At 38.6% G+C, this 21,213-nt stretch carries 17 protein-coding genes and 9 tRNA genes; 24 read left to right on the top strand and 2 right to left on the bottom strand.

Annotation, left to right across the window (positions count from 1 at the left end; all coding sequences use genetic code 11):
* Positions 1 to 45 precede the first annotated feature (45 nt).
* The 19 genes from ruvC (at position 46) to I6F47_RS11020 (ending at position 10,878) form a co-directional block, all read left to right on the top strand.
* Positions 46 to 570 (top strand): crossover junction endodeoxyribonuclease RuvC, encoded by a 525-nt coding sequence (gene ruvC / locus I6F47_RS10930; RefSeq protein WP_002960649.1) that lies wholly within the window; start codon positions 46 to 48, stop codon positions 568 to 570.
* Between the two features lie 2 nt (positions 571 to 572).
* A complete protein-coding gene (ruvA, locus tag I6F47_RS10935) occupies positions 573 to 1,190 on the top strand; it encodes a Holliday junction branch migration protein RuvA (RefSeq protein ID WP_197183852.1) in 618 nt (205 codons plus the stop codon).
* Positions 1,191 to 1,197: 7 nt separating this feature from the next.
* A complete protein-coding gene (ruvB, locus tag I6F47_RS10940) occupies positions 1,198 to 2,205 on the top strand; it encodes a Holliday junction branch migration DNA helicase RuvB (protein WP_007580382.1) in 1,008 nt (335 codons plus the stop codon).
* Between the two features lie 1,142 nt (positions 2,206 to 3,347).
* Entirely contained in the window at positions 3,348 to 4,052 is a 705-nt protein-coding gene (gene tolQ, locus I6F47_RS10945; RefSeq protein WP_007580384.1) for a protein TolQ, read from the top strand.
* Positions 4,039 to 4,467, top strand: a complete 429-nt coding sequence (gene tolR / locus I6F47_RS10950; protein WP_007580386.1) for a protein TolR — start codon at positions 4,039 to 4,041, stop codon at positions 4,465 to 4,467. The genes tolQ and tolR overlap by 14 nt, the downstream gene beginning before the upstream one ends.
* Positions 4,468 to 4,471: 4 nt before the next feature.
* Positions 4,472 to 5,398: a cell envelope integrity protein TolA gene (gene tolA, locus I6F47_RS10955; protein WP_165722297.1), complete on the top strand. Its 927-nt coding sequence runs from the start codon at positions 4,472 to 4,474 to the stop codon at positions 5,396 to 5,398.
* Between the two features lie 9 nt (positions 5,399 to 5,407).
* Positions 5,408 to 6,766: a Tol-Pal system beta propeller repeat protein TolB gene (gene tolB, locus I6F47_RS10960; protein WP_101163332.1), complete on the top strand. Its 1,359-nt coding sequence runs from the start codon at positions 5,408 to 5,410 to the stop codon at positions 6,764 to 6,766.
* Between the two features lie 34 nt (positions 6,767 to 6,800).
* Positions 6,801 to 7,343: a peptidoglycan-associated lipoprotein Pal gene (gene pal, locus I6F47_RS10965; RefSeq protein WP_007580392.1), complete on the top strand. Its 543-nt coding sequence runs from the start codon at positions 6,801 to 6,803 to the stop codon at positions 7,341 to 7,343.
* A 13-nt stretch (positions 7,344 to 7,356) separates the two neighbouring features.
* Complete coding sequence (ybgF, locus tag I6F47_RS10970; RefSeq protein WP_024590479.1) at positions 7,357 to 8,106, top strand: tol-pal system protein YbgF; 750 nt, start codon at positions 7,357 to 7,359, stop codon at positions 8,104 to 8,106.
* 226 nt (positions 8,107 to 8,332) lie between these two features.
* Positions 8,333 to 8,408: transfer RNA gene (locus tag I6F47_RS10975), tRNA-Lys, on the top strand.
* A gap of 70 nt (positions 8,409 to 8,478) precedes the next feature.
* Positions 8,479 to 8,554, top strand: a tRNA-Lys gene (locus I6F47_RS10980).
* Between the two features lie 84 nt (positions 8,555 to 8,638).
* A tRNA-Lys gene (locus I6F47_RS10985) sits at positions 8,639 to 8,714 on the top strand.
* Positions 8,715 to 8,799: 85 nt separating this feature from the next.
* Positions 8,800 to 8,875, top strand: a tRNA-Lys gene (locus I6F47_RS10990).
* Positions 8,876 to 8,958: 83 nt separating this feature from the next.
* A tRNA-Lys gene (locus tag I6F47_RS10995) sits at positions 8,959 to 9,034 on the top strand.
* 24 nt (positions 9,035 to 9,058) lie between these two features.
* Positions 9,059 to 9,134 (top strand) — tRNA-Lys (locus I6F47_RS11000).
* 82 nt (positions 9,135 to 9,216) lie between these two features.
* A tRNA-Lys gene (locus I6F47_RS11005) sits at positions 9,217 to 9,292 on the top strand.
* A gap of 63 nt (positions 9,293 to 9,355) precedes the next feature.
* Positions 9,356 to 9,431 (top strand) — tRNA-Lys (locus I6F47_RS11010).
* Between the two features lie 141 nt (positions 9,432 to 9,572).
* A complete protein-coding gene (gene nadA, locus I6F47_RS11015) occupies positions 9,573 to 10,613 on the top strand; it encodes a quinolinate synthase NadA (RefSeq protein ID WP_010554042.1) in 1,041 nt (346 codons plus the stop codon).
* Positions 10,614 to 10,788: 175 nt separating this feature from the next.
* Positions 10,789 to 10,878: transfer RNA gene (locus tag I6F47_RS11020), tRNA-Ser, on the top strand.
* 70 nt (positions 10,879 to 10,948) lie between these two features.
* Here I6F47_RS11020 and I6F47_RS11025 read toward each other — a convergent pair.
* Positions 10,949 to 13,627: a CHASE domain-containing protein gene (locus I6F47_RS11025; RefSeq protein WP_197183853.1), complete on the bottom strand. Its 2,679-nt coding sequence runs from the start codon at positions 13,625 to 13,627 to the stop codon at positions 10,949 to 10,951.
* Between the two features lie 657 nt (positions 13,628 to 14,284).
* On the opposite strand from I6F47_RS11025, the gene I6F47_RS11030 reads away from it, so the two are divergent.
* From I6F47_RS11030 to I6F47_RS11040, 3 genes are all read left to right on the top strand, one after another.
* A complete protein-coding gene (locus tag I6F47_RS11030; protein ID WP_165735409.1) occupies positions 14,285 to 15,610 on the top strand; it encodes an OprD family outer membrane porin in 1,326 nt (441 codons plus the stop codon).
* Positions 15,611 to 15,715: 105 nt separating this feature from the next.
* The gene (locus I6F47_RS11035; RefSeq protein WP_442960281.1) at positions 15,716 to 16,255 is read left to right on the top strand and encodes an alpha/beta fold hydrolase; all 540 of its coding nucleotides are present in this window, start codon (positions 15,716 to 15,718) and stop codon (positions 16,253 to 16,255) included.
* Between the two features lie 215 nt (positions 16,256 to 16,470).
* Positions 16,471 to 16,851 (top strand): alpha/beta fold hydrolase, encoded by a 381-nt coding sequence (locus I6F47_RS11040; RefSeq protein ID WP_442960282.1) that lies wholly within the window; start codon positions 16,471 to 16,473, stop codon positions 16,849 to 16,851.
* Positions 16,852 to 16,919: 68 nt separating this feature from the next.
* Here I6F47_RS11040 and I6F47_RS11045 read toward each other — a convergent pair whose 3' ends face one another.
* Positions 16,920 to 17,309, bottom strand: coding sequence for a DUF2750 domain-containing protein (locus I6F47_RS11045; protein WP_197183854.1), 390 nt, complete (start codon positions 17,307 to 17,309; stop codon positions 16,920 to 16,922).
* Between the two features lie 237 nt (positions 17,310 to 17,546).
* Here I6F47_RS11045 and I6F47_RS11050 point away from each other — a divergent pair, with 237 nt between their 5' ends.
* Positions 17,547 to 18,590, top strand: a complete 1,044-nt coding sequence (locus tag I6F47_RS11050) for an alkene reductase (RefSeq protein ID WP_007585611.1) — start codon at positions 17,547 to 17,549, stop codon at positions 18,588 to 18,590.
* A gap of 202 nt (positions 18,591 to 18,792) precedes the next feature.
* Positions 18,793 to 21,162: a TonB-dependent receptor domain-containing protein gene (locus I6F47_RS11055; RefSeq protein WP_197151206.1), complete on the top strand. Its 2,370-nt coding sequence runs from the start codon at positions 18,793 to 18,795 to the stop codon at positions 21,160 to 21,162.
* Positions 21,163 to 21,213: the final 51 nt, after the last annotated feature.

Below are 21,213 nucleotides of genomic sequence, written 5' to 3' on the forward strand. Positions count from 1 at the left end.
TGGCATTATTAGCGTAATTTAAAAATAATAACAATGGAGTGCTGTTTGGCCATTATTTTAGGGATCGATCCTGGTTCACGTTTGACCGGATATGGCGTTGTTGCCCACCAAGGTTCTAAATTTACATACTTAGGCAGTGGTTGTATTAAGTTAGCCGATCATCCTTTTCCGGTTAGGCTTAAAATGATCTATCAAGGCATTACACAGCTTATTGAACAGTTTTCGCCAGAAACTTTTGCCATTGAAAAAGTATTTATGGCGCATAACCCCGATTCAGCTTTAAAGCTTGGCCAAGCTAGAGGCGCGGCGATTGTTGGCGCTGCAATGGCCGACTTACCCGTATTTGAATACTCAGCTAGGCAAATTAAGCAAGCAGTAGTAGGTAACGGTGGTGCAGATAAAACACAAGTGCAGCACATGGTAAAAAATATTTTAAAACTACCCGGTACGCCACAGGCCGATGCAGCTGATGCACTCGCTATTGCGATTTGCCACGCTCACTCAGAACAAAATTTAATTAAACTAGCGGGTAGCGCAAGCAAAACCGTTAGAGGACGTTTAAGGAAATAACTATGATAGGCCGCTTAAATGGTATTTTAGTCGAAAAACAGCCACCAGAAATATTACTTGAAGTAAGTGGTGTAGGTTACGAAGTACAAATGCCAATGACCTGTTTTTACGATTTACCAAAAATTGGTGAAAACGCGATTGTTTACACCCACTTTGTAGTGCGTGAAGATGCTCAACTATTATTTGGTTTTAATAATAAAGTTGAACGCGCCTTGTTTAGAGAGCTATTAAAAGCAAATGGGGTAGGGCCAAAGCTTGGCTTAGCTATTTTATCGGGGATGTCGGCAAAGCAATTTGTAAGCTGTGTAAATAACGAAGACTCAACGTCGCTTGTTAAATTACCGGGTGTAGGTAAAAAAACAGCCGAGCGTTTAGTGCTCGAAATGAAAGACAGATTAAAAGATTGGGGTAATGATTTATTTACGCCATATAGCGACAGCGCAGTAATAGAGCCAATGAGCGATGCGACAATAGCTAATAACGCAGCCGATGATGCCGTATCGGCACTGCTTGCATTAGGTTATAAATTGCCACAAGCTCAAAAAGCAGTAAAATCGATAAGCAAACCCGATATGTCTACTGAGGTTCTTATTAGAGAATCTTTAAAATCAATGTTGTGAGTAACCCATGATTGAAGCGGATCGCTTAATTGATGCGACTGAAAAAACAAATGAAGACTCTATAGATCGTGCAATAAGACCAAAACTTTTAGCCGACTACAGAGGCCAGCCTCATGTTAAGCAGCAAATGGAAATTTTTATTGAAGCAGCCCGAACCCGTGGTGAAGCGCTCGATCATTTATTAATATTTGGCCCACCAGGACTTGGTAAAACCACGCTTGCAAATATTGTAGCCAACGAATTACACGTAAGTATTAAAACAACATCCGGCCCTGTACTTGAAAAAGCAGGTGATTTAGCTGCGTTACTTACTAATTTAGAAGAAGGCGATGTACTGTTTATTGATGAAATACACAGGCTAAGCCCGCAAGTTGAAGAAATACTGTATCCAGCAATGGAAGACTACCAGCTTGATATAATGATTGGTGAAGGCCCAGCTGCGCGTTCTATTAAATTAGACTTACCTGCATTTACACTTATTGGTGCCACTACGCGAGCAGGCTCGCTAACATCGCCACTGCGTGATCGTTTTGGTATTGTGCAGCGATTAGAGTTTTATTCTGTAGAAGATTTGTCGCACATAGTAGGACGCTCTGCACATTATCTTGGTTTAGAAATGTGTGATGATGGCGCAACCGAAATTGCACAACGTTCACGTGGTACACCACGTATTGCAAACCGTTTATTACGCCGTGTACGCGATTACACACAGGTAAAATCTGACGGTACAGTAAATGCCGAAGTAGCTAAGCAAGCGCTTGATATGATTGACGTAGATAAAAGTGGTTTTGATTATATGGATCGCAAATATTTACTCGCCATAATTGAAAAATTCATGGGCGGCCCAGTAGGGCTCGACAATGTAGCTGCAGCTATTGGTGAAGAGCGTGAAACAATAGAAGATGTAATAGAGCCGTTTTTAATTCAGCAAGGATTTATTCAGCGTACTCCGCGTGGTCGAATAGTGTCTGACAGTGCATATCATCACTTTGGTTTACTTCCTAAAAAAGACTAGCCTCATCATATACATTACTTGCTGTGGTTTATTGCGCAGCAGGTAATTGACTTAGTATCCCTTTCTTTCAAATATTTATACGGCTGGTATTTTACCCAAAACCTCAGCACACTGTTGCAAATGTTATTTCAAAATACTTATACGCTTTATAGTTAACTGTTAATTCACAGGGCGTTAAGACTCGCGAAGCTATCCTGCGTACCATTCAAACTAGTAACCGAATTACTTATTGTAAAATAGGTAGGGCCATTATTAGTTTATAAATAATACCAATCTGCTTATATATGGGGTCTACTTAACGTTAAGAAAATTACGCTAGAACTAGGCAAAAGTTTTTGTATCTAGTTGTTCTAAATAAAAAATTTTTAACGACGTTATAGTGCAATTTAATTCGTTAAATTGATCAAAGATTTATGCAGGTTGGTATAAAATATGTAGCGCACTAAATTGTAGGCAAAAAAAAGCCCGCAAAAAATGCGGGCAAACAACAAGTTGAAGGAAGTAATCCAGGGAACTACGTTTTACTGAATTTGGTTTTATCCAGAAAGAGTAAAACAATGTAATACGATAAAATATCCTATTACTAAGAACTTGGCTTAATGAAACTATCTCATTCGGTGCGCTAGTTCGGTATGGGAGAATAATACGTAAGATCATCTTTTTGTTCAAACTAGAAAATTTGTATTTTCAGATTAGAAAAACTAATCCGGTGAATTTTATTGTTGTTTGAATCTTGCGCGTTAATTAATCGTTAAATTTATAAGTTAATGAAATTTCTAGCTTAAGTAATTTCTTTTGATGTGGCTCGGTATTAGTTTTACTGTTACGTGAAGGTAAGGCTTATAGGTTTTGAGTGTTTATGCTCTTATTTTGAATAAACAGCGCATTTTATGACGTTTTAATTATATATTTACGCATATTTATAGTTAGTGAGTTTAGTTAAAAGATTAAATAAAATACTGAGGCAAAGGGAAATGCCAACTAAAGCTGTTTTTTAACGTTTTTTGTTGCCTATTCATAGCAATACCGTTGTCAGCTTGAAATGGACTAGATACACTAGATGCAACTTTTGACCGTATAAACGGTCATATTTACACAAATTAACCAATTTGCCGTATTTTGAAATTACTTAGGAGTTTAACGTGGGATCAGGGCTTAATTTTTTAGACCTAATTTTAGAAGCAAGCTTGCTTGTTCAGTTAGTGATGTTAGGGCTAGTTGCCATGTCTGTAATGTCGTGGACAATTATATTTCAGCGTAAAAAAGCAATATCAGATGCACTATCAAATGCTAAGAAATTTGAGCAAAAGTTTTGGTCTGGTATTGATCTAAGTAAATTGTATAACGAAATATCGTCACGCAGCGGTCAGTCTCAAGGTATTGAAGCCTTATTTACTTCAGGCTTTAAAGAGTTTGCTCGTCATAAAAAGAATACATTTCAAAGTGCGAGTATTGTTATGGAAGGGACGCATCGTTCTATGCGTGTTGCGCTTTCTCGTGAAATTGAAAAAATTGAATCTAGCTTATCGTTTTTAGCAACGGTAGGTTCTATTAGTCCGTACATCGGTTTGTTTGGTACAGTGTGGGGTATTATGAATGCCTTTATTGCACTAGGTGAAGTTAAGCAAGCTACATTACAAATGGTAGCACCCGGTATAGCAGAGGCACTTATTGCGACTGCTATGGGTTTATTCGCGGCAATTCCGGCCGTTATTGCTTATAACCGCTTTTCAAATAGTGTTGAAAAGCTTGAGTCTCACTATATTAACTTTATGGAAGAGTTTGCTAATATTTTACACCGTCAAGCAGCTACACAAATAGAGGCACAAGCGAATGTATCAGCGTAAAAAGCGCCGTCCGGTCGCAGAAATTAATGTAGTACCTTACATTGATGTAATGTTGGTATTACTTATTATATTTATGGCAACAGCACCGCTTATTACACACGGTGTAAAAGTTGATTTACCTAAAATGGAAGAGTCTGATTTAGTTGATACTAAAGATACTCCTCCCATTATTGCTTCAATTGATGCAGAGGGTAAATATTATGTAAGCGTAGGTACTGATCCTGAAGAGCCTATGGAAGCACTTGATGTTGCTGCGGTTATAAAATTACAGTTAATGAAAAACCCTGACGTGCCAGTTATGATTAAAGGCTCGGGTAAAGTGTCGTATCAAGAAGTATTATTACTAATGGATTTTTTGAAAAATGCAGGCGTACCATCAGTAGGATTAATGACTGAATCCTTTGAGGGGAAGTAGCTGTATGAATAGTTCAGTAGTAAAATCGATAGTACTTCATTTAGGAATTGGTGGTTTTTTGTATGCCTCTGCAAACATTCATCCGCCAGCACCTAAAGTAATGGAAGTAACGCTTAATTCGGCTATACCTACGCCAGATAAAGCAGTATCAGCCGTTACAGTTGATCAAAAACAAGTTGAGCAAAAAATTGCTGAACTTCAAAAGAAAGAAAAAGATAAAAAAAGTGCTGAAGACAAACGTATCCGCGATTTAGAACGCAGAGCGGTCAATGCACGTAAGCAACGCGAATCTGAATCTAGGCATATTAAAAAGCTAGAGCAAGAACGTAAAGCTAAAGAAAAAGAAACAGCCGAGGCGCAAGCACAAGCTAAAAAAGCACGTGCTATTGAGCAAAAAGAGCGCGCTAAAGCTAAACAAGCTGAAAAGCAAAAGCAAGAAGCTGAGAGTGCAGCAAAAGCTGCTGCTGATAAGCGTAAAACCGAAGAAGACGCACTTAAAAAAGCAGAAGCTGAACGTAAAAAACGTGAAGAAGAAGCAAAAGAGCGTGCAGCCGAGGCAGAACGTAAACGCCAGCAAGCAATGCAAGAGCAAATGTTACAAGAGCAACTTGCCAAAGAGCAGGCTGCCCGTAGTAAAATACGTCAACAACAAGTGGTAAGCGAAGTTGATAAGTACCGTGCATTAATTATGGCGCGTATTCAGCAAAACTTATTGATTGATGAAAAAATGAAAAACCAACAGTGCCGAGTAAATATTCGTTTAGGTTTTAATGGTTTAGTAACGCAAGTTAAATCATTAGGTGGCGATAAGTTGGTATGTGAAGCTGCATTAAGAGCAGTGCGCATGGCCGACACATTACCGGTATCTAAAGATAAAGACGTATTCGAACAACTTAAGAATATTAATTTAACAATCAAGCCAGAATTTTAAAGGAATGATATGTTCAACAAAATAAAAATAGCCTGTTTAGTTTTACTGTTTGGGTTTGTGGGTGTTGCTAATGCAGCACTTGAAATTGTAATAACTGAGGGTGTAGACGGTGCAAGGCCCATTGCTATAGTACCTTTTAAGTACCAAGGTGTTGGCCCAATCCCTGAAAAATTAAGCAGTGTTATTGCTGCCGATTTAATGCGCAGTGGTAAATTTAAGCCTGTAGATGTAGCGCAAATGCCACAACAGCCAACCAAAGATAGCGAAATTGATTACGCATCTTGGGTTAATAAAGGTGTGGAAGCGATATTAGTGGGCGAAGTTGAGCAGCAAACTGATGGGCGTTACTTAGTGCGTTATGAGTTAGTTGACGTGATCCGCGGCCAAATTACCGGTGGCAACACACAAATGATGAGTAATGGTAAGCTAGTTAAAAGCCAAGATCATATTTTGGAAGCGCGTGAAAGTGTTATTGGTGAAAGTGGTTTTCGCCGTTACTCTCATCGAATCAGTGACGTTATTTATGAAAGATTGACTGGTGAAAAAGGCGCATTTTTAACTAAAATTGCCTATGTAATAGTACGTGATAATGATGATAAGCCTTATCAGTTAGTTGTTGCAGATTATGACGGATTTAATGAGCAAGTATTACTTCGCTCAAAAGAGCCTTTAATGTCGCCAGCGTGGTCACCAGATGGTACTAAGTTAGCGTATGTAACGTTTGAAAACCGTCAAAGCCAAATTTACATTCAAGATATATACACAGGTAAACGCGAAATAATAGCAAGCTACCGTGGTATTAATGGTGCACCGCAGTTTTCGCCAGATGGTAAAAAGCTATTGTTAGTGCTTTCTAAGGACAAGACGGGTGCAACAGAAGTTTACATGCTTGACCTAGCTACACGTAAAGAAACACGCTTAACAAATCACCGTAGCATAGATACTGAGCCATCTTGGCACCCTAATGGTCAAGATATTGTGTTTACATCTGAAAGGGGTGGTAATGCTCAGATTTATAAGTTAAATTTAAAAACAGGTAGGTCACAACGACTCACCTTTGATGGTGATATGAATCTTGCTGGTTCAATAACACCAGATGGAAAAGAATTAGTGATGGTTAACCGTACCAACGGGCAGTACCATCTTGCTAAGAAAGAGCTGGCTACAGGCGCGTTCCAAGTATTAACGAGAACACGCCTAGATGAATCACCGAGCATAGCGCCAAATGGTTCGATGATTATATATAGCACGCTTCATAATAATAAACAGGTACTTGCGCTAGTATCGATGGACGGCCGCTTTAAGGCACGGTTACCTGTGCTAGACGGACAAGTAAAGGCACCAGCTTGGTCGCCATACTTACAGTAATATTACTGGTTTACTCAAAATAGGAATCTACTCAATGAAACTTAACAAAATACTTAAAGGCCTGCTAATTGCTGTGCCAGTAATGACATTAGCAGCTTGTAGCTCATCTTCAGATATTGATGAAGGTGCTGCAAACCAATCAAATCAAGGCGTTGTTGAGCAATCAACTAACACTGATACGGTTGAAGTTGCTACAATTTCTCCTGAGCAACAAGCAGAAGAGCAACTTCGTCAAAAGTACGAAGCACTTCGTCAAGAGCAAGTAATCTACTTTGATTTTGATACTGCGACAGTTGAAAGCAAGTACGCAGACTTACTTCGTGCACATGCTGAGTTTTTAGTTCAAAACTCATCAGTTAAAGTACTAATTGAAGGCCATGCAGATGAGCGCGGTACTCCAGAGTACAATATTGCACTAGGTGAGCACCGTGGCCAAGCAGTTGAAAAATACTTATTAAGCTTAGGTGTTTCAGCTAGCCAAATGTCAGTGGTAAGCTACGGTGAAGAGAAGCCAATGGTTAAGTCTCGCACTGAATCAGCTTTCGCTAAAAACCGCCGTGCGGTACTAGTTTACTAAGATAAGAGATATTATGAAGCCGAAAATTATTTTGGCAGCCATGATATTGAGCGGGAGCACCCAGTTAATGGCTGCTCCCGCTCCTGTTTCAGAAGCTGCGAGTTCACAATCAAGTATTGAAAAGCGATTAGCGTCGCTTGAGAATATGATGCAACAGCGTAACTTTTTGCAAGTAGAGTTACAGCAACAGCTTAACTTGTTACAAGACGAAGTAAGCCAAATTCGAGGTGTAACCGAAGAGCAAAGCTACAAGCTTGAAAAAGTACTGCAGCGTCAGCGTGAGTTGTATCAAGAAATTGAAAACCGCGTGAGCCAGGCTTATACACAGCCAGCAGCAGCTCCCGCAACTGATTACACGCAACAAAGCAATGCACAGACCTATAGCAGTGACTTATCTGAAAACGAAGCCTATGAGCGCGCTGTTGCGTTAATAATGAAAGATAAACGCTATGACCAAGCGATTCCTGAATTTCAAACGTTTTTAACTACCTACCCAAACTCTGTCTATGCGTCTAATGCGCATTATTGGTTAGGGCAGTTGCTTACTATTAAAAATGATGGTGTAAAAGCAGTAGAGCACTTTAAAGTCGTTGTGAACGAATTTCCAAATTCTAATAAACGCCCAGATGCGATGCTAAAGTTAGGCACACTTTTACAAGATCAAGGTTCAGCGGCGCAAGCGCAAAAAATATTGAGCGATCTTATCAATCAATACCCAAGTACAACCGCTGCAAAACTAGCAACTGATCGTTTAGGAAACTAAAGTTCACTAGCGATTAAATTTCTAGTTAGGGCGAGCAAACTACATGGAAACTCTCGAAGAATCTTGGATTTGCATGTAGTTTGAGCACAAACGGTTTAATTTTGTGCATCTAGACATAAAAACTTAAAAAAAGAGACAATTTCGGTTGCACTCATTTTATAAATAAGTATTATAAGCGCCCGCAGCAAACGAATGGTTACCCCACTCGAAATGCGACAAAAAGAGCGGGTTATTAGCTCAGTTGGTAGAGCAGTTGACTTTTAATCAATTGGTCGATGGTTCAAATCCATCATAACCCACCATTCTTTGAATGGTCTTTTATCGGCGGATTTACGTAGAATACTAAGTTGTTATAAAACGCAACGTCAGAGCGGGTCATTAGCTCAGTTGGTAGAGCAGTTGACTTTTAATCAATTGGTCGATGGTTCAAATCCATCATGACCCACCATTCTTTATTCCTTGTGAATAGTGTGTGGCATCAATCGGCGGATTTACGCAGGCTTTAACTTAGAAATAAGTTAGCAACTGGAACGGGTTATTAGCTCAGTTGGTAGAGCAGTTGACTTTTAATCAATTGGTCGATGGTTCAAATCCATCATAACCCACCATTCTTTATTCCTTTGAATAGTGATTGGTTCCAATCGACGGATTTACGTAAAGTAGTAAGTTGCATTTAAAACGCAACAATAGAGCGGGTTATTAGCTCAGTTGGTAGAGCAGTTGACTTTTAATCAATTGGTCGATGGTTCAAATCCATCATAACCCACCATTCTTTATTCCTTGTGAATAGTGTTTGGCATCAATCGGCGGATTTACGTAAGCTTCATTCATAATTGAATAAGTGCATAGAGCGGGTTATTAGCTCAGTTGGTAGAGCAGTTGACTTTTAATCAATTGGTCGATGGTTCAAATCCATCATAACCCACCATTCTATGAAAAGTTATATAAGAGCGGGTCATTAGCTCAGTTGGTAGAGCAGTTGACTTTTAATCAATTGGTCGATGGTTCAAATCCATCATGACCCACCATTCTTTATTCTTATGAATAGTGTTTGGCATCAATCGGCGGATATACGTAAGCTTCATTCATAATTGAATAAGCGCATAGAGCGGGTTATTAGCTCAGTTGGTAGAGCAGTTGACTTTTAATCAATTGGTCGATGGTTCAAATCCATCATAACCCACCATTCTATGAAAGTTTTAATCGGCGGATTTACGCAGCTTTTTACAAAGCAGATTTATATTAGAGCGGGTCATTAGCTCAGTTGGTAGAGCAGTTGACTTTTAATCAATTGGTCGATGGTTCAAATCCATCATGACCCACCACTCTCTAATACTTTCCTTTATATTCTTTTTTAAATTCCCATTCTATTTTTTATAAACAGCTTAACTAGTTTGCTGTTATTTATGTTTATATTCTCGTATAATTCGCCCTAATTAATGCACTGTAGATAAGTGGTCGAGAACATGAGTCTAGCTCAAACTATTATGCCTGAAGGTTATATTTTCCCCCCTAAGCCAGCACCGTTAACAAATGACGAGCAAGGCGAATATAAAGCGCGTATAAAACAATTACTAAAAGATAAAAATGCAGTACTTGTTGCACATTATTATACCGATCCTGAAATTCAAGCACTTGCAGAAGAAACCGGCGGCTGCGTTGCCGATTCGCTAGAAATGGCACGTTTTGGTGCACGTCACGATGCAGATATGATCATCGTCGCGGGCGTGAAATTTATGGGCGAAACAGCCAAAATTTTAACGCCAAATAAAACGGTTGTAATGCCAACGCTTGAAGCGACGTGTTCGCTAGATATTGGTTGCCCGATAGACGAGTTCTCAGCGTTTTGTGATGAGCACCCTGACCGTAAAGTGGTTGTGTATGCAAACACCTCTACGGCTGTTAAAGCACGTGCAGATTGGATTGTAACCTCATCATGTGCACTTGAAATAGTAGAGCACCTTGATGAGCAAGGCGAAAAAATCATTTGGGGCCCAGATAAGCACCTTGGTAGTTATATTCAAAAAAATACCGGTGCTGATATGCTTATGTGGAATGGTGCATGTATCGTACATGACGAATTTAAAACTAAAGCCTTAAAAGATATGAAGGCGCTACACCCAGATGCAGGCGTATTAGTTCATCCTGAGTCACCAGCAGAAATTGTTGCACTTGCCGATTCGGTTGGATCTACTAGCCAATTAATTAAAGCTGCGCAAACAATGGACAATAAAAAGTTTATTGTCGCAACCGATCGCGGCATCTTTTATAAAATGCAGCAACTATGTCCAGATAAAGAGTTTTTTGCGGCTCCAACGGCAGGTGAGGGCGCTTCATGTAAAAGTTGCGCACATTGCCCTTGGATGGCAATGAATGGCTTAAAAGCGATTGAGGAAGCCCTCATAAGCCCTAAAGGTAAAGAAGTATTCGTTGATATGGGTTTACGCGAAGGCGCACTTAAGTCGCTTAATCGCATGCTTGAATTTACTGCGAGCATGGCTAAGTAATTTTAAAAGTATAAATTAAAACGGTTAGGTCTTAGATTTAGCCGTTTTTTGTGCATATAGATAAGCTATTGCTTGATAAGTAAGCATTTAAAGGCTCATATTTAAAAATGCCTTGCACCTTAAGGGTCTATTTCATACTATAGCGCGCTGTTGCATTACACAATTGCAGCACTGTGGAGGGATGGCTGAGTGGCTGAAGGCGCACGCCTGGAAAGTGTGTTTAGGTTTATCCCTAACGAGGGTTCGAATCCCTCTCCCTCCACCATTATTCTTAGAACCCAGTTACTAATATCGAAAGGTATTAGTAACTGGGTTTTTTAATGCCTTCGCAATGACTAACTATTAACTAAATAGAGTGTCGATAACATGCCGACAAGTTCATGTTTTTCGATTGGTTTTGAAACGTAACCATCAAATAACTGCCTGTATATTTCTTTTTGTTCTGTAAAAACATTAGCAGTTAATGCAATAACAATTTGTTCGCTATTAAGCGCCTTAATTTTTTTACATGCCTGAAGACCATCCATTTTAGGCATTTGAATGTCCATAAAAATAATGTCTGGCTTGTGTGACTCGTATAATGAGATTGCTTCTAAACCATTGTTGGCAATAATAATGGTGGCTTTTGTAGGCTCAAGCATCGCAGATGCAACAAGCTGATTTATTTTATTATCTTCAGCTAATAAAATAGTTTTTCCAGATAGGTCAGGAAGCTCAACATTTTTTGTTATTAATGTGCTTTCATCAATCTGTGCTTGTTTTAATGGTAAGTACACATAAAACTGACTACCTGAATCTAATTGGCTTGTTACTTTAATTTCGCCATTCATTAAACCTATTAATGATTTAGTAATAGGTAAGCCAAGACCTGTACCGCCATATTCACGCGTAGTTGATTGCTCTGCTTGTTCAAAGCGCTCAAACAATCGCTCTATAGCCTGCTCAGAAATTCCAATTCCGGTGTCTGATATACAACAACATATTTTGTTTTCGTCGGTTAGCCTAAAGGTTACTGTAACGCCACCTTGGGACGTAAACTTAATCGCATTAGATATTAGGTTTAAAAATATCTGTCTGAGTCTAACGGGGTCGCCCACCCAATACTTATGCTCAATATTAATTATAAATTTAAGGTATATATTTTTATCACTGGCTTGCAGGCCAAGATCAGACTCTAAGTGGTGAATAAGCTCAAAAAGGTCGAATGATTTATATTCTAATGAAAGCTTCCCAGCTTCAATTTTAGAAAAGTCGAGGATATCATTAATAATAGTGGTGAGTGAGCGGGTCGAATAAAGTGATTTTTTTAAATACTCTTTTGATTTTTCATTCAATGGCTGCTCTTGCAGTAACTGTAATGTACCTAGTATGCCATTCATAGGTGTGCGTATTTCGTGACTCATATTTGCTAAAAATTCAGATTTAGCTTGTGATGCCTGTTCAGCTAATTCTTTAGCATGTCCGAGAGCTTGTTCGTGATTAATTTGTTCGGTCAAATCGTATGCTACACCCAAATAGCCAACAATTTCATTTTCGTTATTTAATAAAGAGGTAACACTTATATTAACTTGTATGTGCTCGCCTGTAGAAGAAATGTATGTCCACTGATTGATATCAGGCTCTGTAGAAGTTGCTTTTAAGATAAACACTTCAAAACCAGGGAAAACAGGTTCATTTAACTCTGCACTAAGCTGTTTGGCTTTTTTTATAATTTCTTCTTTTAAATGAAAAATACCCGGATTTTCAATTCCAATAACGTCTTTTGCTCTATAGCCTAATAACTTTTCAGAGGCTGGATTAAATAAAGTAATTAAGCCATTTATGTCGGTCGCAATAATAGAGTAACTGGCACTGTTTAAAATACTTTGTTGAAGCATACTTATATCAGCAATTTCTTTAGTGCGTAATTTTACTTCTTTTTCTAATTTTAAATTTGTTTGCTGCAGCATATGCTTATTTTGTTTAGCTTTGATAATTCTTCGCTGTGTTCTTTGTGCTCTACGGTAAAAAAACAGCTGAATTATTAAAGTTATAAACATACAAATAAGGGTATAAAAAACACCATTGACAATAGCTTGATATTTACTCGGCAAGTGTAGTGATTCAATAAATGTGTCTGAAGCACTAAGTGTGATTTCCCATGTTCTTCCCATCACTTTAATTACTTTATTTAACTGATAATCAGCCGAGTTGCTTTTAATGCCGTAGCTAAAAAAGTCAGTTTTAACGTTGTTACCTATGTCGCTAATGACTAGCTTATTTTCATCAGCTTGGGAAAGAGAGTCTAAAATATTGTTTATTAATAAAGGGGAGTAAGTCCATCCAATTAATTGCTCTAAACGCTGGATTTTATCAGTTGGAATAATAATATTTTTATAAACTGGTAGTAAAATTAAAAAGCCTTGTTGCGATTTGTTATCCGCTTGGATTAACGTAATAGGCGCCGATAATTGAACTTGGTTATTAATTGCAGAATTTAATGCTGCTTTTTTACGTGTACTTTCCGATGCAATATCGAGTCCTAGAGCCCGTGAATTACTTTGCTCAGGAAATATATACTGAATAATAAAGTGCTCATCACTTTCGTTAGCTAATTTATTTAGTTTAAATATTTGGTTAGGTCGATCGGATTTTGCAGTTTTTAAGAATTGAGCTAAGTTTTCGGCATTTACTTTTCTTATAAAGCCAATACCATTTGCTCCAGGGAATTCTTGGGCGTAATTGCGACTGTTAGAGTAATTGGAAATTGTTTGGTAGCTTAAATTATTAACGCCAATGCCGTGTATAAATCCTTTTAAACCGTATAGCCCATATTTATATAAGTCGAATCTGCTAGTAACGCCTGTTGAGAGTGAAGAAAGGCGGTTGTTGAGGGCTTCATTTATTTTGTTATTAACAGCATCTTGATGTGCAGCGTGGGCAAAGTAAGTTAATACAACACCACTGATGAAAAAAATAGCATGAGTAAGCACCGAGATTAATAACCTTTTACTAACCGGTCGTCCTGAAAACATTAACTCATCCTTTATTATTAATATACTGACAGTATATCTGTTTTATCATCGAAATAAATATAGCACTTATTATTCAGGATACAACTTTGTTATTAATTAGAATATATATATTTTATAAAGGTTTAGAGTAGATGTAATATAAAAAGTTGATTTTACTCACCAAGATAAGACGAACATGCATATAAATATAATAATTTTTATGTTCTTTGCTACTTTATAGCGAACAACAAAAGTATTAGCTAAAGGTGCTGGTTTTTATATTAATCGATTTTTTAGTGGATATTAGGTGCTCAAAAAACAACGGATAGCTTTTAGTTTTTGCTCATAACTTTACTTTGGTAAGTTTAAATAAAGTAAAATTTAACCAATATTATGACGCTTTTAAAGGGAACTATCGCTATAGGTACGAGCGAGCAAGAGACGATGCTCACCTTACTTTTATAATTCATCCGAAACAAAACAAACACTTAATATTTTATAATATAGAAATTAAAACATTATAAATTTATATTGTTCTATATTTACTAGCATGAAAGAAAACGTGATTACTTAAAATGTAATTACCTTATGACATGTTTGCCGTGTAGGTCGAAAAAATACACGCTGCTATGCACTGCACAGTTAAAACTTAAACAAAACAAGGTAACGGAGATAACTATGGCTCACCGAGTATCTAAATTACTTGCGGCAACAGGCGCAGTATTAACATGTATTTCTATTCCTTCGTATGCCGCTGTTAATGGGCTGACAGAACAAGATGAATTTAATATAAAACTTAGATCAATTTATTTTGACCGTGACTACGATAACGACGCAAGTGACGATTCAACTTTTGCTCAAGGTATAGAGCTCAATTACACATCGGGTTATATAAACGATTTAGTGAGTGTGGGTGTATCGACTTACACCGTGATGGATATTAATTCTACGGGTTCAGCCGCAGGTAATATTTTACCAGCGGGTAATGAGAGCGGTGGAGTTGACGATAGCTTTTCTAAATTTGGTCAATATTTTTTAGATTTTAAATTGGGCAACAACGGTCACGTTAAAGTGGGCGGGCAAAAAACCAAAAGTATGTTGCTTAAAAGCTCTGGGAGCCGGGCTATTCCTAATACTTTTAGAGGTGTTTTTGGTGATTACAAAATTGGCAACACTAAATTATATGGTTACGTTTACGACAAATGGAGCCGTCGACACGATGATAGATGGGAAGACTTTTCTACCGATCAATCGGCAACAGGCGCCATTAACGTAATTTGGGGCGTAGGTGCTACGCATAAAAAAGACAATCTAATATTAGAGGCTGAATATTTAAATTCGCACAATTATCTAAGTAAAATGGGATTAAAAATCAGTTACGACATTAAACTTGAGCAAAGTAAGTTAACCCTTTCAACTGGCATATTTACCTCACAAGATGATGGTGATTTATTTGTAACAGGCGCAGAGGGCGGCGATTTAGATGATGAAGATGCAACTGGCGCTTTAACAGGTTTAACTAAAAGTGAAAACGATGGATTTGCCTATTACTTAGATGCTGATTGGAAAAAAGATATTTGGAGTGTAGGTGCGGCATTTACTAAGGTAAGTGATGCTTGGATTGAAGATAACTTTAGTGGCGATCATGGTACAAACCCATTTCCAACTCGCTCATTGATTGGTGCCGATTTAACAAATCAAAACGAGGCAACGTGGCAGGCACGTTTTGGTATTGATTTAAAAGCAGTATCGCCAGGTTTAACAACAAAGTTTTACTACACAAGCGGTAGCGATGCTGAAAACTCTGCGCTGGGTAAGTTAGCTGGCACAGCTGACGAAAAATATTGGGCTGTAGATACGCGCTATAAAGTTGAGAAAATAAAAGGCTTAAGTTTGCGCTGGTTATTTGTAGATTATACAACCGAAAAGTTAGGCAGTGTTGATGGTGTTAAAGGCGACAGAGCCGACCACCGAGTTTATGTAGATTACACTATTAAATTTTAAAATGACGTTTAATAAGCCAATGCAAATTATACATTGGTTTTATTTCCTTTTTTAATTACCTCTATGATAAAACTAACAAATAAATAATAAAAATAAAGCTAATATATGTTTTCTCTTCAACAGTGGCAATCGCAGGGCCAATTTACTCATATTAGTGGCCATCAAATTTTTACAAAAATAGCTGGTGATATAACTAAGCCTGCGCTGCTTTTAATACATGGCTTTCCAAGTGCTAGCTGGGATTGGGAAGGTATGTGGCAAACGCTTAGTGAACATTATTTTGTAATTACGCTCGATATGCTAGGTTTTGGTTTGTCAGATAAACCAATAAACGCTACTTATAAAATTACCGAACAAGCCGACTTATATACTCAATTTTTAAAAACGTTAAATATTAATGACGTACATATTTTAGCTCATGACTATGGCGATACAGTGGCTCAAGAGTTATTAGCAAGGCAAGTACATAATCAAAGTGCCATAACGATCAATAGTGTTTGCTTTTTAAATGGTGGGTTATTTCCTGAGGTGCACAAACCCTTATTTATACAAAAGCTTTTACTTTCAAAGCTAGGGTGTGTTGAACTGTGGTGGTTAAATTTACAGCAGTATGTTTGTTTTTTAGGCAAGGCAGAGCCTGTGTAGTGTGGTTATTCCCCATAAATAGGCGATAACGCAGCATAAATACCAAACATGCGCTGCCCTTTGGGTTCTTTCTAGGGACGATTAACTCTTTGTTGCTCGGTTTTTACTTAGCCCACTAGGTTACAAACCTCGCGCCGCGATTTAATCGCCCCTAGATTGAACAAATTTCAACCCGCAAAGATCAACACGCCCTAGGTTGGGTAGTGCCAAAATTAATGAATAAACAAAAATTTGGCAATAATCTACTTACTATTTTTGGTAAGAGTACACCGCCTTCAAAACAAGTGGTAGACACACTTTGGGAGCTGCTAATTTATAAAGATGGCTTAGCCGTAATGCCCAAACTCATTAGTTATATAAAGCAGAGGCAGCAAAACCGAGAACGCTGGGTTGGTGCCATCATAAATAGCAATATACCACTTACGTTTATAGCAGGCGCAGAAGACCCCATCTCTGGTAAGTACATGATTGAGCATTATAAAAAGCTTATTCCCAATGCGCGCGTACAAGAGTTTGTAGAGCTTGGGCATTATCCGCAAGTAGAAAATCCAGATGCAATTACGCAGGCTTATTTGAATTTTAGATATTGCAAATGAAAACGCGGCTACTAAATTAAGTGCCGCGTTTATAAATTTTAGAACTCTGAGTATTTGGTCTCTGAGCCTTAATATTTTTGCTTTGGCGCTTTTAATTGTTTTTCAAACTCATCTGAAAACAATATCGTGCCATCATCTTCCTCTGTAGGGAAAGCAGCAATAAGTAAGTCATCTTCCTCAAGACCCGGTGTCCAGCGACTAAACCAGTCAGTAAGTGGGATTGCTTTAGCGCTGCAGCCAGCCCATTCGCCAGTAGCCCATGCTTCTGCAAATTCGCGAGTTGGCCAAACTGGCACACAGTCGTCATCTTCGTTGGCAAGCATAACGCAGCCATCATCATCGTTTAAAATCCATACTTGCTTGAACTGTTGTACGGTTTCGAACATATAGGCTAGGCGTTTTTTTGCTCCAAGTCCTAAAATTACTGTGTGTTCTTCGCTTAAATTTGGCGTTGTCATAATTAGCTCACTCTTAATTACTATTGATATTAATATATCTAAATTATATGCACACAAGTATATCGAGTTATATGACAGAGTGTTGAAAAGTTGCTATTTAATTTCAGCAATGCAGATCTAATTTGTAGATTGATCAGTATAGTTTCTCACTAATTTGAGCGATCATTCAAAAATAAGCTTGAATGTTTGTAAAAAGGCCACATTGTAGTAAGCATATACTTAATGAAGGATTGAAAAATGACAACTGATCTACTTGCTCCGTTTAAATTAAATAACACGATTGAGCTTAAAAACCGCGTACTTATGGCGCCATTAACGCGTTGTATGGCTGACGATAACTTAGTGCCAACACAAGATATGGTTGAATATTATGCTCGCCGTGCCGAAACCGGTTTAATTATTAGTGAAGCAACTATTATTCGTCCAGATGGACAAGGTTACCCAAATACTCCGGGTTTATTTACCAGCGAGCAAATTCAAGGTTGGAAAAAAGTAACTGACGCTGTGCACGCTAATGGCGGCAAAATGTTTGCACAGCTTTGGCATGTTGGCCGTGTTGCACACCCTCACTTTTTTGATGGCGATGTACTTGCTCCATCAGCAATTGGCGTTGAAGGCTCTGTCCCTCGTATGCGTGAGCTTACATACATCACACCAAAAGCAGCCACTACTGATGATATTAAAAGTCTAGTTGCTGATTTCGCAAAAGCTGCTGAAAACGCAATTGAAGCAGGCTTTGATGGGGTAGAGATTCACGGTGCTAACGGTTATTTAGTGGACCAATTTTTACATTACGCTGCAAATACACGCAGCGACGAATATGGTCAAACGCCTGAAAACATGTCGCGTTTTGCACTAGAAGTAACCGATGCGGTTATTGCTGCTGTAGGCAGTGATCGTACTGCACTTAGATTAACACCGGGTGCTTACTTTAATATGAGCGAAGATAGCCGCGATAAAGCGGTATTTGATTACTTATTAACAGAACTTGAAAGCAGAGAATTAGCGTACTTACACGGCGGTATTTTTGACGACAGCATGCGCTTTGACTCGCTTGAAGGCAAAAGCATCTCTGAATTTTTACGAGCAGGCTACAAAGGTACATTAGTAGGCGTAGGTAGTTATAGTTTTGAGTCAGCAAAAGAAGCTATTAACGATGCTAAGTTTGACTTAATCGCTATTGGTCGCCCACTTATTGCAAACCCAGATTACATTAGCAAAATTGCAAACGGTGAAGAGTTAGTACCATACAGCGATGAAATGCTTGCACAATTGAAATAAATTACTATTTGTAATAAGTTCTAGAAAATAATTAAGACACCCAAAGTTAAACCTTTGGGTGTCTTTTTTTTTACATATTCCCGCCATAAATCTTCCATATTTGTTTAATTTTTATGTAAATAAAGTTCATCCTCGTTGTCATATTTAAAATTCATACTGTCCGCGTTTTCATATTTCATAATTAAAATCAAACGGGACAACAATGTACGCTTTAAAAAACAAATCGCTTTTGAGCATGGCTATTGCCATGGCTGTATCAACATCTGTTCATGCTAACGACAACACCATAGAAGAAGTAACCGTGGTTGCTAAACCAACGAGCTACGCTAACAATGTTATTGAGCCTGCAATGCTTGAGCAACAAAGTTCGGTATCGAGCATATTATCGGTTATTGATAATTTACCGGGTATTAGCATAAATGAAGGTGATGCATTTGGTGGCGACGATTGGTCTACTACAATCACCATGCGTGGTTTTAGTATTGATGGAAACCAACAACAATTAGGTATGACCGTTGATGGCATTCCCAATGGTGGCTCTAATTATGGCGGTGGTGCTAAAGCTAACCGTTACTTGGAGAGTGAAAATTTAGCAACGGTAGAAGTAGGTCAAGGTACCTCTGATATTAAGTCGGCTTCACTTGAAGCACTAGGCGGGACATTTAACTTTGTAAGTAAAGACCCAAGCCTTGAAAAAGGCACTACCTTTGCTTATACATCAGGCAGCCACGATGCCACGCGTTATTACTTTAAACACGAAACAGGCACTGTTTTTGATAACACACAAGCGTATGTAAGTTACTCGCAAACAGATACAAGCCGCTGGATTGGTTCTGGCAGTAATGGCGGTAAAGACAACCAACACGCAGAGCTTAAGTTTGTATCTAATTTTGACGATTTAACACTTACTGGTCGTTTATCTTACGATGATGTAAGCGAGACAAACTATAACAGCGTAAGCCTTGAGCAGTTTGAACAAACACCCGATTGGGATCAGCTAACATGGAATTGGACGGGAGTTCCGCACTTTGACCAAATGTTTGCAGAAGGTTGGGGAACGCTTCGTGAAAATACCTTAGGCTATTTAAAATTTGAATACGCGATTTCGCCAACTTCATTATTAACCGTTAGTCCTTATTATCATAAAAATTCAGGTCGCGGCGATTGGATCCCACCTTATTTAACAACGCCGGTTGATGAAAATGGCAACCCAACAACCGAGGGTGGCACTAATGCAGGCTCTTATGGTTTTGCTGATAGTGAAGGCAACCCGCTTGCACCAAATGCCGATTGTACGCAAAGTTTGAGCTGGCCATGGGAGTCGGGTCCTGGTTTAAATCCTGCGTGTTACGATGCAACAGCAACGCCGGTTATGTCTTACCGCCATACGCATTACAACAAAGATCGTTTAGGTGTAACGGCAAATTACCAAGCTACATTTGGTGATCACGATATCGAAGCGGGCTTTTGGTATGAGCAAAGCGAACGTGATGAATCGCGTGATTGGCACAAAGTAATTGACGCGCGTATTTATCATCACTTTGATAGCACGCCTTACTGGACACAATACAAAAACACTTTTGATACCGATACATTCAAATGGTACCTACAAGACTCGATTAATTTTGGTGACTTAACATTAAATATTGGTGCAAAACAATATTTAGTTGAATTACAAAAGTACGACCACTTTGCTAACGAAAGATCAGATAAAGTAGATAGCGACTCAGACGTGTTATTTAGTGGTGGTGTATTGTATCAGCTAAATAACAGCACAGAATTATTTGCCAGTTACAGCGAGAATTTTTCAGCAATAAAAGACGGTGTACTTGAGCGAGACAGCTCAACGCTTACAAACATAGAGCCAGAAACTGCCGACAACATCGACTTTGGTGTACGTTACCAAGCCGACAGATTAACCCTTACAGCAACGGCTTACAGTGTTAAGTTTGATAACCGCATTACCTTTATTGCGCCTGGTAGTGGCACAGACGGCATTGATTACACGATTGGTACAAATGGCTCGTACGTAAATGTAGGAGGCATTGACTCAAATGGGCTCGAGCTTGCAGCAAGCTATATGTTAACACCAAGCTGGAGCGTGTACTCATCGTATACTAATAGCAGTTCTGAGTATTCATCCGATGATCCAAATGCATACGATTCACAAGGCGTAATATTAAGAGATGAAAGTGGTAATGAGGTAGCACCAAGCTTTAGAAAAGGCGACAGCATAATAGATTCATCAGAAGATTTATTTGTGGTATCTACCGATTACTTTAGCGATGGCTTTCGTGTTGGTTTATCGGCTAAATACACCGGTGAGCGCTTAGGTGCATGGCAAGACGAAGACACTCGCACGCGTAATAAAGTAGACGGCTACACCGTACTTGATTTTAATGCAGGTTATTCAACTGACGTAGATGCAGGCCCGTTTAAAGCCATTGACGTATCGTTTGTTGTTTATAACGTTACTGACAAAAGCTACTTAGCAGGTGGTACCGGTAACGGCGCTACTTATTACATTGGTGCGCCTCGCACCGCAGCAGTTACATTTACCGCTGACTTTTAATTAGGTTTTAGTAATTGAATTAAAATAAAGCCCATCATTGATGGGCTTTAT

It is taken from the genome of Pseudoalteromonas sp. NZS37, from assembly GCF_015864265.1.
Taxonomy (GTDB): Bacteria; Pseudomonadota; Gammaproteobacteria; order Enterobacterales; family Alteromonadaceae; genus Pseudoalteromonas; species Pseudoalteromonas arctica.

Bases quoted from the DNA above. Each gene is read 5' to 3' on its own strand.
- ruvA (WP_197183852.1), top strand. From the start codon at position 573: ATGATAGGCCGCTTAAATGGTATTTTAGTCGAAAAACAGCCACCAGAA.
- ruvB (WP_007580382.1), top strand. From the start codon at position 1,198: ATGATTGAAGCGGATCGCTTAATTGATGCGACTGAAAAAACAAATGAA.
- tolR (WP_007580386.1), top strand. From the start codon at position 4,039: ATGTATCAGCGTAAAAAGCGCCGTCCGGTCGCAGAAATTAATGTAGTA.
- tolA (WP_165722297.1), top strand. From the start codon at position 4,472: ATGAATAGTTCAGTAGTAAAATCGATAGTACTTCATTTAGGAATTGGT.
- tolB (WP_101163332.1), top strand. From the start codon at position 5,408: ATGTTCAACAAAATAAAAATAGCCTGTTTAGTTTTACTGTTTGGGTTT.
- pal (WP_007580392.1), top strand. From the start codon at position 6,801: ATGAAACTTAACAAAATACTTAAAGGCCTGCTAATTGCTGTGCCAGTA.
- ybgF (WP_024590479.1), top strand. From the start codon at position 7,357: ATGAAGCCGAAAATTATTTTGGCAGCCATGATATTGAGCGGGAGCACC.
- nadA (WP_010554042.1), top strand. From the start codon at position 9,573: ATGAGTCTAGCTCAAACTATTATGCCTGAAGGTTATATTTTCCCCCCT.
- I6F47_RS11025 (WP_197183853.1), bottom strand. From the start codon at position 13,627: ATGTTTTCAGGACGACCGGTTAGTAAAAGGTTATTAATCTCGGTGCTT.
- I6F47_RS11030 (WP_165735409.1), top strand. From the start codon at position 14,285: ATGGCTCACCGAGTATCTAAATTACTTGCGGCAACAGGCGCAGTATTA.
- I6F47_RS11035 (WP_442960281.1), top strand. From the start codon at position 15,716: ATGTTTTCTCTTCAACAGTGGCAATCGCAGGGCCAATTTACTCATATT.
- I6F47_RS11040 (WP_442960282.1), top strand. From the start codon at position 16,471: ATGAATAAACAAAAATTTGGCAATAATCTACTTACTATTTTTGGTAAG.
- I6F47_RS11045 (WP_197183854.1), bottom strand. From the start codon at position 17,309: ATGACAACGCCAAATTTAAGCGAAGAACACACAGTAATTTTAGGACTT.
- I6F47_RS11050 (WP_007585611.1), top strand. From the start codon at position 17,547: ATGACAACTGATCTACTTGCTCCGTTTAAATTAAATAACACGATTGAG.
- I6F47_RS11055 (WP_197151206.1), top strand. From the start codon at position 18,793: ATGTACGCTTTAAAAAACAAATCGCTTTTGAGCATGGCTATTGCCATG.